Origin of the sequence: Streptomyces sp. NPDC050988, from assembly GCF_044456225.1 — a bacterium.
In the GTDB taxonomy this organism is placed as follows: Bacteria; Actinomycetota; Actinomycetes; order Streptomycetales; family Streptomycetaceae; genus Streptomyces.
The window spans coordinates 447,130-462,444 of record NZ_JBITFQ010000003.1; the positions used below are offsets into that span (position 1 = coordinate 447,130).

15 protein-coding genes are annotated in these 15,315 nt (G+C 70.9%); 9 read left to right on the top strand and 6 right to left on the bottom strand.

Going from position 1 to position 15,315, the window contains the following annotated elements:
• Positions 1–51: 51 nt before the first annotated feature.
• From ACIBEI_RS10225 to ACIBEI_RS10240, 4 genes are all read right to left on the bottom strand, one after another.
• Positions 52–1,152, bottom strand: a complete 1,101-nt coding sequence (locus tag ACIBEI_RS10225; RefSeq protein ID WP_398887028.1) for an acyl-CoA dehydrogenase family protein — start codon at positions 1,150–1,152, stop codon at positions 52–54.
• A complete protein-coding gene (locus ACIBEI_RS10230; protein ID WP_398887030.1) occupies positions 1,149–2,351 on the bottom strand; it encodes an acyl-CoA dehydrogenase family protein in 1,203 nt (400 codons plus the stop codon). The genes ACIBEI_RS10225 and ACIBEI_RS10230 overlap by 4 nt, the downstream gene beginning before the upstream one ends.
• A complete protein-coding gene (locus ACIBEI_RS10235; RefSeq protein ID WP_398887032.1) occupies positions 2,348–3,325 on the bottom strand; it encodes an NADPH:quinone oxidoreductase family protein in 978 nt (325 codons plus the stop codon). Before ACIBEI_RS10235 ends, ACIBEI_RS10230 begins: the two co-directional genes overlap by 4 nt.
• Before the next feature lie 92 nt (positions 3,326–3,417).
• A complete protein-coding gene (locus ACIBEI_RS10240) occupies positions 3,418–4,089 on the bottom strand; it encodes a helix-turn-helix domain-containing protein (protein WP_398887034.1) in 672 nt (223 codons plus the stop codon).
• 77 nt (positions 4,090–4,166) lie between these two features.
• On the opposite strand from ACIBEI_RS10240, the gene ACIBEI_RS10245 reads away from it, so the two are divergent.
• The 5 genes from ACIBEI_RS10245 (at position 4,167) to ACIBEI_RS10265 (ending at position 9,211) form a co-directional block, all read left to right on the top strand.
• Positions 4,167–5,102, top strand: coding sequence for an NAD(P)/FAD-dependent oxidoreductase (locus ACIBEI_RS10245; RefSeq protein WP_398887036.1), 936 nt, complete (start codon positions 4,167–4,169; stop codon positions 5,100–5,102).
• Between the two features lie 288 nt (positions 5,103–5,390).
• Positions 5,391–6,938, top strand: coding sequence for an ATP-dependent DNA ligase (locus ACIBEI_RS10250; protein ID WP_398887038.1), 1,548 nt, complete (start codon positions 5,391–5,393; stop codon positions 6,936–6,938).
• Positions 6,935–7,405 carry an NUDIX domain-containing protein gene (locus ACIBEI_RS10255; protein ID WP_398887040.1) on the top strand — a complete coding sequence of 157 codons (471 nt, stop codon included), beginning with the start codon at positions 6,935–6,937 and terminating at the stop codon, positions 7,403–7,405. Before ACIBEI_RS10250 ends, ACIBEI_RS10255 begins: the two co-directional genes overlap by 4 nt.
• Positions 7,406–7,560: 155 nt before the next feature.
• Positions 7,561–8,946 carry an NADP-dependent succinic semialdehyde dehydrogenase gene (locus tag ACIBEI_RS10260; RefSeq protein ID WP_398887042.1) on the top strand — a complete coding sequence of 462 codons (1,386 nt, stop codon included), beginning with the start codon at positions 7,561–7,563 and terminating at the stop codon, positions 8,944–8,946.
• 25 nt (positions 8,947–8,971) lie between these two features.
• Positions 8,972–9,211: a DUF6213 family protein gene (locus ACIBEI_RS10265; RefSeq protein ID WP_055617065.1), complete on the top strand. Its 240-nt coding sequence runs from the start codon at positions 8,972–8,974 to the stop codon at positions 9,209–9,211.
• Positions 9,212–9,281: 70 nt separating this feature from the next.
• Here the strand turns inward: ACIBEI_RS10265 and ACIBEI_RS10270 are convergent, their stop codons facing one another.
• Entirely contained in the window at positions 9,282–9,971 is a 690-nt protein-coding gene (locus tag ACIBEI_RS10270) for a transcriptional regulator (RefSeq protein ID WP_398887044.1), read from the bottom strand.
• A gap of 178 nt (positions 9,972–10,149) precedes the next feature.
• Here ACIBEI_RS10270 and ACIBEI_RS10275 point away from each other — a divergent pair, with 178 nt between their 5' ends.
• Genes ACIBEI_RS10275 through ACIBEI_RS10285 form a run of 3 tightly spaced genes read left to right on the top strand, consistent with a single transcriptional unit; the run spans position 10,150 to position 12,960 of the window.
• Complete coding sequence (locus tag ACIBEI_RS10275) at positions 10,150–11,214, top strand: type III polyketide synthase (RefSeq protein WP_398887046.1); 1,065 nt, start codon at positions 10,150–10,152, stop codon at positions 11,212–11,214.
• A gap of 7 nt (positions 11,215–11,221) precedes the next feature.
• Positions 11,222–12,430 (top strand): cytochrome P450, encoded by a 1,209-nt coding sequence (locus ACIBEI_RS10280; protein WP_398887396.1) that lies wholly within the window; start codon positions 11,222–11,224, stop codon positions 12,428–12,430.
• Positions 12,427–12,960, top strand: coding sequence for a cupin domain-containing protein (locus tag ACIBEI_RS10285; RefSeq protein WP_189843812.1), 534 nt, complete (start codon positions 12,427–12,429; stop codon positions 12,958–12,960). The genes ACIBEI_RS10280 and ACIBEI_RS10285 overlap by 4 nt, the downstream gene beginning before the upstream one ends.
• A 74-nt stretch (positions 12,961–13,034) precedes the next feature.
• On the opposite strand, the gene ACIBEI_RS10290 is transcribed toward ACIBEI_RS10285, so the two are convergent.
• Positions 13,035–14,264 (bottom strand): acyl-CoA dehydrogenase family protein, encoded by a 1,230-nt coding sequence (locus ACIBEI_RS10290; RefSeq protein ID WP_190231688.1) that lies wholly within the window; start codon positions 14,262–14,264, stop codon positions 13,035–13,037.
• Positions 14,265–14,433: 169 nt separating this feature from the next.
• On the opposite strand from ACIBEI_RS10290, the gene ACIBEI_RS10295 reads away from it, so the two are divergent.
• Positions 14,434–15,078, top strand: coding sequence for a TetR family transcriptional regulator (locus ACIBEI_RS10295; RefSeq protein WP_143642952.1), 645 nt, complete (start codon positions 14,434–14,436; stop codon positions 15,076–15,078).
• The last annotated feature ends 237 nt before the right edge of the window (positions 15,079–15,315 follow it).

The following is a 15,315-nucleotide window of genomic DNA, read 5'->3' on the forward strand; positions in this document are numbered from 1 at the left end:
GGGGGGTCGGAGCGGGCCTTCGCCCCATGGGTGGGCGCGGAAAGGGCGAGGTCAGGGGGCCTGGAGGTCCACCAGACCGGCCAGTTCCTCACGGTGGGCGCCCGCCGTGCCGTACGCGATCGAGTCGGCCTTGGCGCGCTTCAGGTAGAGGTGGACCGGGTGCTCCCAGGTCATGCCGATACCGGCGTGCAGCTGGACCGCCTCCTCGGCCGCGTGCACCGCGACGGGCGACGCGTAGGCCTGGGCCACGGCGACCGCCACATCGGCGTCCGGGCTCCCGATGGCCAGCGCGTCGGCGGCATTGCGGGCCGCGGCCCTCGTGCCCACGACCTCCTGCCACAGCGCGGCGAGCCGGTGCTTGAGCGCCTGGAATCCGCCGACCGGGCGGTTGAACTGCTTGCGCTCCTTGAGATAGCGGACCGTCTCCGTCAAGCACCAGTCGGCGAGGCCGAGTTGCTCGGAGACGAGCAGGCCGGCCCCGGCGCGCAGGGCACGCCGTACGGCCGGTGCGGCGTCCGGGGTGAGGAGGCGCGCCGGGGCCCCGTCGAAGGTGACCGTGGCGACCGGCCGGGTCAGGTCGAGGGAGACCTGCGGGGTGACCGTGACGCCGTCGGCACCGGCGTCCACGGCGTACAGGCCGCCGTCCTCCGCCGGCACGAGCAGCACGTCCGCGGCGACCGCGTCCGCGATGCCGGTCAACTCCCCACGCAGAGTCCCGTCTTCATGCCGTACGGACTTGTAGGGCGCCCCGGGCCCGGCGGACAGCGCCACCGCGAGCGCGCCGATGGTACGGCCGGACGCGAGGGCGGTGAGCAGTTCGGCGGCCTCGTCGGACCCGCACGCGAGCAGCGCCTCGGTCGCGACGACGGCACTCGTCAGATACGGGACGGGTGCGACCGCGCGGCCCAACTCCTCCAGAACCACGGCGACTTCACGGTGCGTGGCGCCCTGGCCGCCCAGCGCCTCGGGGACAAGAAGGCCCGCGAGGCCCATGCCGTCCGAGAGGGCCTTCCACAACTCTGGGTCGTGCGGGCGGTCCGACTCCGTGCGGGCGATTACGCCCGGCGCGTCGCAAAGGTCCGTGAGGAGGTCGCGGACGGCGGCGCGCAGCGCCTCTTCCTCTTCCGAGTACAGCAGATCGGGGGCGCTCATCGGGCGAGGTCCTTCCAGGCGACGTCCTTGTCGGTGCGCGGCTCGGAGGGCAGGCCCAGCACGCGCTCGGCGACGATGTTGAGCAGGACCTCGCTGGTCCCGCCCTCGATGCTGTTGCCCTTGGAGCGGAGGTAGCGGTAGCCGGCGTCACGGCCGGTGAAGTCGACGAGTTCGGGGCGGCGCATCGTCCAGTCCTCGTACAACAGGCCCTCCTCACCGAGGAGTTCGACCTCCAGGCCGCTGATCTCCTGGTTGAGGCGCGCGAACGCGAGCTTCATGCCGGAGCCCTCGGGACCCGGCTGGCCCGCGACGAGCTGCTGGCGCAGGCGCTCGCCGGTGAGCCGCGCGACCTCGGCCTCCACCCACAGCGTGAGCAGCCGCTGGTGCAGGTCGTGGGTGCGCAGGTCGGGGCGCTCACGCCAGGTCTTGGAGACCGGGCCGATCATGCCGCCCTCGCGCGGGATGCGCATGCCGCCGATGGAGACGCGCTCGTTCATGAGCGTGGTCTGCGCGACCCGCCAGCCGTCGCCGACCTCGCCGAGGCGGTGCGCGTCGGGGATGCGGACGTCGGTGAGGAACACCTCGTTGAACTCGGCCTCACCGGTGATCTGGCGCAGCGGGCGCACCTCGACACCGGGGTCGGTCATGTCGCAGATGAAGTACGTGATGCCGCGGTGCTTGGGCACGTCCGGATCGGTACGGGCGATGAGGATGGCCCAGCGGGCGAGGTGGGCGCTGGACGTCCACACCTTCTGCCCGTTGACCACCCAGTCGTCGCCATCGCGTACGGCTCGCGTGCCCAGCGCCGCCAGGTCGGAGCCCGCTCCCGGCTCGCTGAACAGCTGGCACCAGACCTCCTCGCCGACCCAAAGGGGCCTGAGGAAGCGGCTCTTCTGCTCCTCGGTGCCGAAGCCGAGGATCGTCGGCGCGGCCATGCCGAGGCCGATGCCGATGCGCCGCGGGTCGTTGTCGGGCGCGCCCGCGGCCTCCAACTCGGCGTCCACGACGGCCTGGAGGGAACGCGGCGCACCGAGTCCGCCGAGGCCCTCGGGGTAGTGCACCCAGGCGAGGCCCGCGTCGAACCGCGCCTTGAGGAAGTCGAGCCGATCGGTCGTGGCCGGCGGCTGCGCGGCCAGCAACTCCTGGGTGCGGCGGCGCAGTTCGGCGGCATCCGGTGTCTTGCTCGCAGCGTCGGTCATGCGGCTGCTCCGTCCTCAAGCGCGGGCACCACGGCGACCCGGCCGGTGGTGACGCCGTCGGCGACCCGCTGCACAGCGGCGGCGGCCCCGCTCAGCGGTACGCGCTCGCTGACGAGCGGCTTGATCCCGCCCCGGGCGGCCAGCTCGGTCAGTTCCTCGTGGCAGCGCAGGACCAGCTTCGGGTCCTTGGTGTTGTAGAGGCCCCAGTGCAGGCCCAGGATCGAGTAGTTCTTCACCAGCGCGTGGTTGAGGCCCGGGCTCGGGATGCTGCCGCTCGCGAAGCCCACGACCACGATGCGGCCCTCGAAGGCCACGACCTTGGTGGACTGCGTGTAGGCGTCGCCGCCGACCGGGTCGTAGATCACGTCGGCGCCCCGGCCTCCGGTGGCCTCCTTCACGGCGGCGACGACATCCGCGGCACGCCGGTCCACGACGACGTCACAGCCCAGCTCACGCGCGACGGCCGCCTTGTCGGCGCCGCCCACGACGCCGATGACCTTGGCGCCCGCGGCCTTCCCGAGCTGCACGGCCGCGCTGCCGACCCCTCCGGCGGCAGCGTGGACGAGCAGCGTCTCGCCTGCCTCCAGACGAGCCCGCCGGTGCAGTCCGAACCAACCCGTCTGGTAGCCGATGTGCAGCGCGGCGGCCTCGGCGTCGTCCAGCGCCTCGGGGGCCGGCAGCATGGCCGCGGCGTCCGCGACGGTGTACTCGGCGAAGCCGCCGTACGGCAGCGCCGGGTTGGCGATGACGCGCCGCCCGTCCTCAGTCTCGCCGCAGATCTCGACGCCCGGCGTGAACGGCAGGGGCGGCCTGACCTGGTACTGCCCCCGGCACATCAGGGCGTCCGGGAAGTTGATGTTCGCGGCGCGCACCTTGAGCAGGACCTGGCCCTCACCGGGCGTGGGCCGCTCCACGTCCTCGAGCCGCATCACCTCGCTCGGCTCGCCGATCTCGTGCACTTGCCATGCCTGCATGCGGAGCCTCCACGGACTGCTTCGTCTGACCGGGGTCAACTGCATACTAAGCGGTCGCTTGCATGCCTGGGAACACTCCGCGTAGGCCGTTGTCAGTCGTCTTCGCCACGCTTCTTCGGGCGCGCCCGAACGTGCATCCGCTCCCCCTGCCGCCCGAAGAGGCTCAGGAACTCCACCGGCCCCTCCCCCGTCGACCCGAACCAGTGGGGCACGCGCGTGTCGAACTCGGCGGCCTCCCCCGGGGTGAGTACGACGTCGTGTTCGCCGAGCACCAGGCGCAGCCGCCCGGACAGCACGTACAGCCACTCGTAGCCCTCGTGCGTCCGGGGTTCCGGCTCCAGTTTCCGCTGCGGTTCGAGCACCTTGTAGGCCTGGAGGCCCCCGGGCTGGCGGGTGAGCGGCCAGTGCGTGCGGCCGTAATGGACGATCGGCTTCGCCGCGCGGATGCGGGGGTCGCCCACCTGAGGGGCCCCGACTAGTTCGTCGAGGGGCACCTGGTGGGCTCGGGCGATGGGCAGCAGAAGCTCCAGGCTGGGTTTGCGCAGCCCGGACTCCAGGCGGGACAGGGTGCTCACGGAGATTCCGGTGGCGGAGGACAGACCCGCGAGGGTGGCGCCCCGCTCCTTGCGGATGCGGCGCAGTCGCGGCCCGACTTCCGCGAGGACTCCGTCGGTGTCGGTATCGGCGTCTGCACCGGTGCCAGTGCCAGTGCCAGTGTCCGTGGCGGTCCCCTCGTGCTTCTTGTGCTCGTCGCGCTCGCTCATCTCTTCATTGCAGTTTCGGCAAAGACGTTTGTCAATACGGCAGGAGGTGGGCGACCTTCTCAGTGGAGGTGGTCACCATGACCGAGAGGTACGAAGTGGTCGTCGTCGGAGGCGGCGCGGCCGGACTGTCCGCCGCGCTCGTCCTGGGACGCGCACGGCGGAGTGTGCTCGTGATCGACACGGGCGAGCCGCGCAACGCGCCCGCCGCCCACATGCAGGGCTATCTGTCGCGGGACGGCATGTCGCCGCTGGAGTTCCTCGCCGTGGGACGCGAGGAGATCGCGCGCTACGGCGTCGAACTCGCCCGGGACCGGGCGGTGGACGTGGCCAGAGGTGCGGACGGGGAGTTCGACGTGACGCTCGAAGGCGGGCGCACGGTGCACGGGCGCCGGCTGGTCGTCGCCACCGGCCTCGCGGACGAACTGCCGAAGGTGCCGGGTGTCGCCGAGCGCTTCGGGCGGGACGTGCTGCACTGTCCCTACTGCCACGGCTGGGAGGTACGGGACCAGGCCTTCGGCGTGCTCGCCACGACCCCGATGGCCGTCCACCAGGCGCTGATGGTCTCCCAGTGGTCGAAGGACGTGACGCTCTTCCTGCACACGGTCGCCGAGGACGAACTCGCGGACGAGGATCTGCGCAGGCTCGCCGCGGCCAGGGTCGACGTGGTGCCCGGCGAGGTCGCCGGGCTGGCCGTCGACGACGACCGGCTCACCGGGATCCGGCTCGCGGACGGCACGACCCACGAGCGCTCGGTCCTGTTCGTCGCGCCCCGGGCAGTCCCGCGCACGGGCCTCCTTGAACGGCTCGGTGCCGAGCTGCAGGAGACACCGTTCGGCACGTATGCCGTCGTTGACGCGACGGGTCTGACCAGCGTGCCCGGCGTCTGGGCGGCGGGCAACGCGATCGGTTTCGGCGAACAGGTCGTGAACGCGGCGAGCGGCGGCTACCGGGCGGGAGCCACGATCAACGGCGAACTGCTCTTCACGGACCTCGACGCGGCTGTGGGGGCGTAGGCCGGAGCAGATTCGCGGTCGCCGGCTGGGCAAGCGCCGGCCGAAGGCGTGGGCCGGGCGCAGACGTGAGGCGGGCGGACACGGGCCGGGCGCGGCCCAGGGCGCGGGCCAGCCGGGCGCGAGCCGAGGAACCCGCCCGTGCTGGGCGCGGGCCCGAGAAGCAGCCGGGCCTGCCCGGGCCAAAGACCCTGTCATGCCGCTGTGGGCCAACGACCCTGCCATGCCGGCGCGGGCCGAAGACCTCGCCGTGCAGGCGCGGATCGGGCGCCTCCGTTGCACCATGGCTGCATGCTGCTGCACCGGCTCGCCCGTGTGTCCCAGGAGGTCTCCGCCACCTCGGCGCGGTCCCGGAAGACGGCTCTGCTCGCGGAGCTGTTCCGGGACGCCGAGGCGGACGACGTGCCGATCGTCATCCCGTATCTGGCGGGCCGCCTTCCCCAGGGCCGGCTCGGTATCGGCTGGAAGATCCTCGGCACACCGGTCCCGCCCGCCCCGGAACCCACGCTGACCGTGCGGGAGGTGGACGCCCGCCTCACGGCCCTCGGCAAGGTCTCCGGCACCGGCTCCCAGGCGGAACGGGCGCGGCTGGTCGGGGAGTTGATGGGTGCGTGCACCGAGCCCGAGCAGCGGTTCCTGCTCGGGCTGATCGGCGGTGAGGTGCGTCAGGGCGCCCTGGACGCCGTCGCCGTGGAGGGCCTCGCCCAGGCGACGGGCGCGCCCTCCGCCGACGTACGGCGGGCGGTGATGCTGGCGGGTTCGCTCCAGACCGTGGCCGAGCGGCTGCTCGCCGAAGGACCGGAGGCCCTCACCGCGTTCCGGCTCACCGTCGGCCGCCCCGTCCAGCCGATGCTCGCGCACAGCGCCTCGTCCGTCACCGAGGCGATCGACAAGCTCGGCGCCTGCGCGGTCGAGGAGAAGCTGGACGGCATCCGCGTCCAGGTCCACCGCGACGGCGACGACGTACGCCTCTACACCCGAACCCTGGACGACATCACGGACCGACTGCCCGAACTCACTGCCGCAGCAAGGGAGTTGAAGGGCGGGAATTTCATCCTCGACGGTGAGGTCATCGCGTTCGACGAGGGCGGGCGGCCGCGATCGTTCCAGGACATCGCCGGCCGCGTGGGCTCCCGCGTGGACGTCGCCACGGCCGCCGGGGCCGTTCCCGTCTCCCCCGTCTTCTTCGACGCGCTCTCCGTGGACGGCCGTGACCTGCTCGACCTGCCGTTCGCGGAGCGCCACACCGAGCTGGCCCGTCTGGTCCCCGAACCGATGCGCGTACGCCGCACCCTCGTGGCCGACCCGGCGGACGAGGGGGCGCGGGCCGCCGCCGAACAGTTCCTCGCCGGCACACTCAAGCGCGGCCACGAGGGTGTCGTACTCAAGGCACTCGACGCCCCCTACAGCGCGGGCCGGCGCGGTGCCTCCTGGCTGAAGGTCAAGCCCGTACACACCCTGGACCTGGTCGTGCTGGCCGCCGAGTGGGGCCACGGGCGGCGCACCGGCAAGCTCTCCAACCTGCATCTGGGCGCCCGCAATCCGGACGGCTCCTTCGCCATGCTGGGCAAGACCTTCAAAGGGCTGACGGACGTGATGCTGGCCTGGCAGACCGAGCGGCTCCAGGAACTCGCCGTCGAGGACAACGGCTGGGTCGTGACCGTCCGTCCCGAACTCGTCGTCGAGATCGCGTACGACGGTCTGCAGCGCTCCACGCGCTACCCGGCGGGCGTCACCCTCCGCTTCGCCCGGGTCGTGCGCTACCGCGAGGACAAGACCCCGGCACAGGCCGACACCGTGGAAACCCTGCTCGCCGCGCACCCGGAGGTCACCCCGTGACCGCCACCGCCAAACGCAGCGCGGGCCTCCTCCTGTTCCGCCGCACCGACCACGGCGTCGAAGTACTCCTGGGCCACATGGGCGGCCCTTTCTTCGCCCGTCGCGACGCCGGCGCCTGGACCGTGCCCAAGGGCGAGTACGAGCCCGACGAACCGGCCTGGGACGCGGCACGCCGAGAGTTCCAGGAGGAACTGGGGCTCCCGCCTCCCGACGGCGACCCCATCCCCCTCGGCGAGGTCACCCAGACCAACGGCAAGATCGTCACGGTCTGGGCGATGGAGGCGGACCTGGACGTGACGACGATGATCCCCGGCACGTTCACGATGGAGTGGCCACGAGGCTCGGGCCGGGTCCAGGAGTTCCCCGAACTGGACAGAGTGGAATGGCTGAGTCCGACCCGAGCACGCCCCCTCCTGGTCAAGGCCCAGACGACGTTCCTGGACCGCCTCGAAGGGCATACGGGCTAGCTCCAAGGGCACGCGTGCAGTGGAACGCGCCCTTTGGGGGCGCGGGGAACTGCGCGACCAGCCACATACGGCCCGCGCTTCGAGTACCACACGTTGCGGCACCTCCCACCCAGCGAGAGGGTCGAAGGCACACCCCGCATCAGGAGGTCACAGCCATGCCCATCGCCACCGTGAACCCGACAACCGGCGAGACGCTCAAGACCTACGACGCCTTGGGCCCCGAGGAGATCGAACACCGCCTCGCAACCGCAGAGGCGGCGTTCCACACCCACCGCACAACCTCATTCGCCGAGCGCGCACAGCTACTGCACCGAGCCGCCGACCTCCTGGAAGGCGACGCGCAGGACATCGCCCGCGTGATGACGACCGAGATGGGCAAGCCGGTCAAACAGGCCCGCGCGGAGGCCGCCAAGTGCGCGAAGGCGATGCGCTGGTACGCCGACCACGCCGAGAAGCTCCTCGCCGACGAGGAGGGCGACCCGTCCGACGCCAAGGACTCCGGCGCCTCCCGCGTCCTCGTGCGCTACCGCCCGCTCGGCCCGGTCCTGGCGGTCATGCCGTGGAACTTCCCGCTCTGGCAGGTGATCCGCTTCGCCGCGCCCGCGCTGATGGCGGGCAACGTCGGCCTGCTCAAGCACGCCTCGAACGTCCCGCAGACCGCCCTGTACCTGGAGGACCTGTTCCGCCGGGCGGGCTATCCGGAGGGCTGTTTCCAGACCCTGCTCATCGGCTCGGGCGCGGTCGAGGACATCCTGCGCGACCCGCGGATCAAGGCGGCCACCCTGACCGGCAGCGAGCCGGCGGGCCACGCGGTCGCGTCGGTCGCCGGGGACGAGGTCAAGAAGACGGTCCTGGAGCTCGGCGGCAGCGACCCGTACGTGGTGATGCCGTCGGCGGACGTTGATCGGGCGGCGCAGGTCGCGGTGACGGCGCGCGTGCAGAACAACGGGCAGTCGTGCATCGCCGCCAAGCGGTTCATCGTGCACACGGACGTCTTCGACGCCTTCGCCGAGCGCTTCACGGCGGGCATGAAGGCCCTGACGGTCGGCGACCCCCTGGACGAGAACACGGACGTCGGCCCGCTCTCCACCGAACAGGGCCGCGGCGATCTGGAGGAGCTCGTCGACGACGCCGTCGAGAGCGGCGCGACCGTCCTGTGCGGCGGCGAGCGCCCCGAGGGGTCCGGCTGGTACTACCCGCCGACCGTCCTCGCCGACATCACCCCCGAGATGCGCATCCATCTGGAGGAGGCCTTCGGACCGGTGGCGACCCTCTACCGAGCCGCCGATCTCGACGAGGCCGTGGCGATCGCCAACGACACGCCGTTCGGGTTGAGTTCCAACGTCTGGACCCGCGACGAGGCCGAGATCGACCGTTTCGTACGTGATCTGGAGGCGGGCGGCGTGTACGTCAACGGGATGACGGCGTCCCACCCGGCGTTCCCGTTCGGCGGGGTGAAGCGGTCCGGTTACGGGCGTGAGCTGTCGGGACACGGAATCCGAGAGTTCTGCAACATCACCACCGTATGGCACGGAGCGTGAGCGTTCCGCAGCTACGATCCCCTCTGTGAACCGCGAAGTGACCCTGCCTCTGATCGTCGACGACCGCGGTACCTTGCAGGTTTCCGCGGCCGACGTGAGCAAGCTCCTGCGAACGATGGGTGGTCGGTGGCTGCATCTTGTGGAGGCGGGACAGGACGGGCTCGACGAGGACACCGTCGCGGCGCTGACGATCGAGCTCGCGAAGCTCGCCGACCGTATTGACGTGGCGTGCATCGCGCACAGCAGTGGGAGTGCGTCCGGCTAGAGGTGCCGTTTCTGAGGTCGTCTGAACGCTGCGGGTTCGTTGTGGCTGATCGCGCAGTTCCCCGCGCCCCTTACGGGGCACGGTTGTCCTGCTCCCACAACGCGTGCCAGAACCGTGTCTCGGCGGCCTGCAGCAGACCGCCGTACCGGTGGACCCGACCCTCATCGATCCTCCCCGCGTCGAGCCCTGCCTGCACAGCTGCCAAGGCCCGCTGCTCCAGCTCGGGTGACGGTTCGGCGAAGAAGTCGAAGAAGCCGCAGGGCTCGTCGTCGAAGCCGTAGTGGCGGCGCAGTGAGTCGGCGATCGTGGCGCAATAGCCGCCCCAGGCCGCGAAGTTGGCGCTGAGGGCGAGGACCACCTCGGCCGGTGAGCCGTTGAGGGCCAGCCAGGCGACGTACGCGGGATAGGCCTGGCAGTCGGCGAGGGGCTCGTACGCCGCCTCACGTGCCGTGTCCACACCGCACGCCGTCGCGTACGCCCCGAGCCGGTCCTGGGCCAGCGTCTCGCCCTCCGCGAGCATGCCGAAGAAGGCCGCGCACTCGGGACCGGCGGCCGTCCCCTTCGCGGCCGAGCGTTCGGCCAGGTGGAGGAACGCTCGGCGGTCCGCGGCGATGACATGGCGCTGTTCGAGGGCGAGTGCCGCGAGCGTGTCGCGGCGGGCCGCGCCCCGGGCGATCAGCGGGAGGAGGCGGTTGGCGTGGGGGTCGGGGGCGAGCTTTCCGGTGGTGCCGTCCAGCAGTTCCCTGGCCGTCCGCGTCATCGCGTACTCCTTCGGTTCGGCTGACTCGCTGACCCTGCGACCAGGGTGCCACGCCGGCGCCGGGTCCCCGATCTGGAGTAATCCGGCGCGATATCCCCGCCCCGCCGGGTGATCGTGGTGGAACCACCCTTCCGCCGAGGAGAGGGAGTTCCCGGCGGGCGAGAGAAGGCGCAGGCACATGGCGACTTTGTGCAGACCCGCGGTCTCTGTTCCGGAATACGTGATCACGATGGAGGAGACGCTGGAGCTGGCGCGCTCCCGTCACCCCGATCACCCCCAGCTGCCGCTCGCGCTCCGGCTGATCGAGAACACCGGCGTACGCACCCGGCACATCGTGCGGCCCATCGAGGAAACCCTGAAGCACCCGGGCTTCGAGGAGCGCAACAAGGTCTACGAGGCCGAGGCGAAGGCCCGCGTCCCGGCGGTCGTCCAGCGGGCGCTCGACGAGGCGGAGGTCCTGGCCGCCGACATCGACGTGATCATCTTCGTCTCGTGCACGGGCTTCATGATGCCCTCGATGACGGCCTGGCTGATCAACTCGATGGAGTTCTCCAGCGACACGCGCCAGATACCGATAGCGCAGCTCGGCTGCGCCGCCGGGGGCGCGGCGATCAACCGGGCGCACGACTTCTGTACGGCCTACCCCGAGGCCAACGCCCTCATCGTGGCCTGCGAGTTCTGCTCGCTCTGCTACCAGCCGACCGACCTCGGCGTCGGCTCGCTGCTGTGCAACGGCCTCTTCGGGGACGGGATAGCCGCTGCCGTCGTCCGCGGACGCGGCGGCGAGGGCATCCGCCTGGAGCGCAACGGCTCGTACCTGATCCCCAAGACCGAGGACTGGATCATGTACGACGTCCGGGCCACCGGCTTCCACTTCCTGCTGGACAAGCGGGTGCCGACCACGATGGAACCGCTCGCCCCCGCTCTGCAGGACCTGGCGGGCCTGCACGGCTGGGACGCCTCCGACCTGGACTTCTACATCATCCACGCCGGCGGTCCGCGGATCCTCGACGACCTCAGCACGTTCCTCCAAGTCGCACCGGAGGCCTTCCGGTTCAGCCGGGCGACGCTCACCGAGTACGGGAACATCGCCAGCGCCGTCGTCCTGGACGCGCTGCGCCGACTGTTCGACGAGGGCGGCTCCCACCACCAGGCACGCGGACTGCTCGCCGGCTTCGGGCCGGGGATCACGGCCGAGATGGCGCTGGGCCGCTGGCACCGTTCAGACGAAGAAACGGCATGACATGACCATGAGCGAAGAGACGACGGCGGCACCCCCGGTACGGCACTGGCCGGCCCTGGACCTGACGGGGGTCGACTTCGACCCCGTCCTGTCCGAGCTGATGCGCGAGGGGCCCATCAACCGGATCCAGCTGCCCAACGGCGAGGGCTGGGCCTGGCTGGTCACGCGCTACGAGGACGTACGGCTGGTCACGAACGACCCCCGGTTCAGCCGCGCGGAGGTGATCGGCCGCGAAGTCACCCGGCTGGCACCGCACTTCATCCCGCAGGCGAGCGCGATGAACTTCGTCGACAAGCCCGACCACTCCCGGCTGCGCAGAGCGGTGAACAGCGCGTTCACCACGCGTGGCATCGAGCGGCTGCGCGCCAACGCCCAGCGGACGCTGGAGGGGATGGTGGACGAGATGCTGCGGGACGGACCGCCCGCCGACCTCATCGACCGTGTCCTGGCCCCGTTCCCGATCACCGTCATCTGCGAACTCATGGGCGTCCCGGCCACCGACCGGCACACGCTCCACACGTGGACTCAGGCGATCCTCTCCTCCTCCCAGGGGGCGAAGGTCAGCGAGCAGGCCAAGCGGGACATGGAGGCGTACTTCGCCAAGCTGATCGCCGAGCGGCGCGGCGCGACCGGCGAGGATGTGACCTCGCTGCTGGGCGCGGCGGTGGGCCGGGGCGACATCACGGAGGAGGAGGCGATGGCGCTCGCGGGCCCGATCCAGATCGGCGGCGAGGCCGTCACGAACAACACGGGCCAGATGCTCTACATCCTCCTCACCCGGCCCGCCCTCTTCGACCGGCTGCGCGAGGAGCCGGAGCTGCGCCCGCAGGCGATCGACGAACTGCACCGGTACATCCCGCACCGCAACGCCGTCGGCCTGTCCCGCATCGCCACGGAGGACGTGGTGCTCAGAGGTGTACGGATCAGCAAGGGCGACCCGATCTATGTGTCGTATCTGGCCGCCAACCGTGACCCGGAGGTCTTCCCGGACCCCGACCGGATCGATTTCGAGCGCGGCTCCAACCCGCACCTGGCGTTCGGGCACGGCCCGCACTACTGCGTGGGCGGCATGCTGGCCCGCATGGAGCAGGAGCTGATCGTGAACACGCTCCTGGACCGGATCCCGACGTTGCGTCTGTCGGTCTCGGAGGACGAGGTGCCGTGGCGGCGCGGCGCGCTGATCCGCGGGCCCGAGGCCCTGCCCGTCACCTGGTGACCGCCCTCACGCCGCCGCCCGAAGGCCTGCTGGTCCCGCCCGGTCACGGCCGTACGGTCCGTACGCCGGCCCAGCACGTGACCTTCAAGGTGACCGGCACGCACTCCCGGACGGCCTCCAGCTTCGAGGTCGTCGTCCCGCCGGGTTTCGACGTGGGCGCGCACGTCCACTCGCGCAGCGAGGAGCTGTTCTACGTGCTCGAAGGTGAGCTGGACGTGCTCGCCTTCGAGCCCCTCGTCCGCACACCCGACAACTGGCAGCGCTGGCAGTCCGGTTCGGGCAACCAGGTCGTACGGGCGACACCGGGCACGGTGATCGTCGTACCGCCCGGTTGCCCGCACGCGTTCGCCAATCCCACGGGGAATCCGGCCAAGATGTTCTTCCAGGCATCCCCGCCACCGGATCACGAGCGCTATTTCGACGAGCTGCTGAAGATCTTGGACGCGGGCGGCCCGCCGGACCACGAGGCAATCGAGGAGCTGCGCTCGAGGTACGACATTGAGCAACTCACACCGTTGAAACACCGGTGACCTGGGCGCGCCTTCGTCTTTCAGGGGCGCGGGGAACTGCGCGACCAGCCACGACGCGCCCGCAGATCTCACAACTACCGAATCGGCATCCCCGAAAGAGTCCGCGCGATTACCAGCCGCTGGATCTCACTCGTACCCTCAAAGATGGTGTAAATCGCAGCATCCCGATGCATCCGCTCAACCGGGTACTCCCGGGTGTACCCGTTGCCGCCGAGGATCTGAATCGCCTGCCCGGTGACCTTCTTGGCCGTCTCACTGGCGAAGAGCTTCGACATGGAGCCCTCGGCCGAGGTGAACTGCTTCCCGTTGACGGCCATCCAGGAAGCGCGCCACACAAGCAGCCGCGCCGCGTCGATGGACGTACGCATGTCGGCCAGCTGGAAGGCCACACCCTGGTTGTCGATGATCGGGCGGCCGAACTGCGAACGCGTCTTGGCGTAGTCGAGGGCGACCTCGTACGCGGCCCGGGCGGTGCCGACCGCCATGGCACCGACGGCCGGGCGGGACGCCTCGAACGTGGCCATCGCCGCGTTCTTCAGCCGCTCGCCACCGCCGGCCCTGGCCCGCTCACGTGCGCGGGCGAGGCGCTCGTCGAGCTTCTCCTTGCCGCCGAGCAGGCAGGAACCGGGGACGCGTACGTCCTCCAGGACGACCTCGGCGGTGTGCGAGGCGCGGATGCCGTGCTTCTTGAACTTCTGGCCCTGGGACAGGCCGGGCGTGTTCGGCGGAATGATGAAGGAGGCGTGGCCCTTGGAGCCCAGCTCGGAGTCGATCACCGCGACCACGACATGGACGTTGGCGATGCCGCCGTTGGTCGCCCAGGTCTTCGTGCCGTTGAGCACCCACTCGTCCTTGGCCTCGTCGTACACGGCACGTGTACGCATCGAGGCGACGTCGGACCCGGCGTCGGGCTCGGAGGAGCAGAAGGCGGCGACCTTGACATCGTTGGCATCGCCGTACATCTGGGGGATCCAGGTGCCGATCTGCTCCTCGGTGCCGTTGGCGAGGACGCCCACGGCGGCGAGGCCGGTGCCGACGATGGAGAGGGCTATGCCCGCGTCGCCCCAGAACAGCTCCTCCATGGCCATGGGTATGCCGAGGCCGGTGGGGTCGAAGTACTGCTGGGCGTAGAAGTCCAGGGAGTAGATGCCGACCTTCGCGGCCTCCTGGATGACCGGCCAGGGAGTCTCTTCGCGCTCGTCCCATTCGGCGGCCGCGGGGCGGATGACGTCAGCGGCGAACCCGTGGATCCAGTCCCGGACCTCCTTCTGTTCGTCGTTGAGCTCCATGGTGAACTCGGCCATGTCCCCTCCAGCGCTGCACTCACGTGTTACTTGCGGTAACCGTAGCTTGTTACCGGCGGGTAGGAAATGTCAACTCCCCGTTCCCGCTCGGCAGCCCGTTCGAGGCAGAATTGTGTCCGGGTGTTACGTTGCGCAGGCGTCACCGAACAAGCACGGGTGGGGAGAGCACATGGACACCACGCAGCGGACCGATCAGCAGAGGTCCGCCGACCGCCGACGGCGCGAGCTGTTGGAGGCCGCCGACCGGGTGGTGCTCCGCGACGGCCCCAGTGCGTCGATGAACGCCATCGCGGCGGAGGCGGGCATCACCAAGCCGATTCTGTACCGCCACTTCGGCGACAAGAGTGGACTGTACGCGGCCCTCGCCAAGCGGCACACGGACGCCCTCCTCGGAGCGCTGCGCGCGGCCCTGGACGCACCGGCCGAGCGCCGGGAACGCGTGGAGGCCACGCTCGACACGTACCTCGCGGCGATCGAGGCACGCCCGCAGGTCTACCGCTTCCTGATGCATCCGTCGGAGGGCGGCCCGCAGAGCGACCAGGGTTTCGACGCCGGGCAGCATTCCGCTCCCCTGCTGCGCCGCATGGGCGAGGAGCTCGCCGAGGTCATCGAGGAGCGCGTCGACCTCGGCCCCGACAGCCAGCAGCTCGCCCGTGTCTGGGGCCACGGGATCGTCGGCATGATGCACGCGGCGGGCGACTGGTGGCTCGGCGAACGCCCTTGCGCCCGTGCGGAGTTGGTCCGGGCCCTGGCCGACCTCCTGTGGGGTCGCCTGGCGGCGGCGGGCGACAAGCTGGGTGGCCCGGCGTTCTAGCGTTCCGCCGGATGTGCGGTTCGTTCTGGATGTGCGGTTCGTTTGCTGCGGGCCGGTGGGGGCTTGTCGCGCAGTTCCCCGCGCCCCTAAAGACAAAGACTGCGCAGTTCCCCGCGCCCCCGGGGCGGGCGGGGGGGCCCGCGCGCCCCGCCCCCCCCCGGGGGCCGGCGTGGCACCCCGCCCGCCCCACGGGGTGTGGGTCCCGGTGCGCGGCTACCGCTGCGGCGTGGTGGCGTG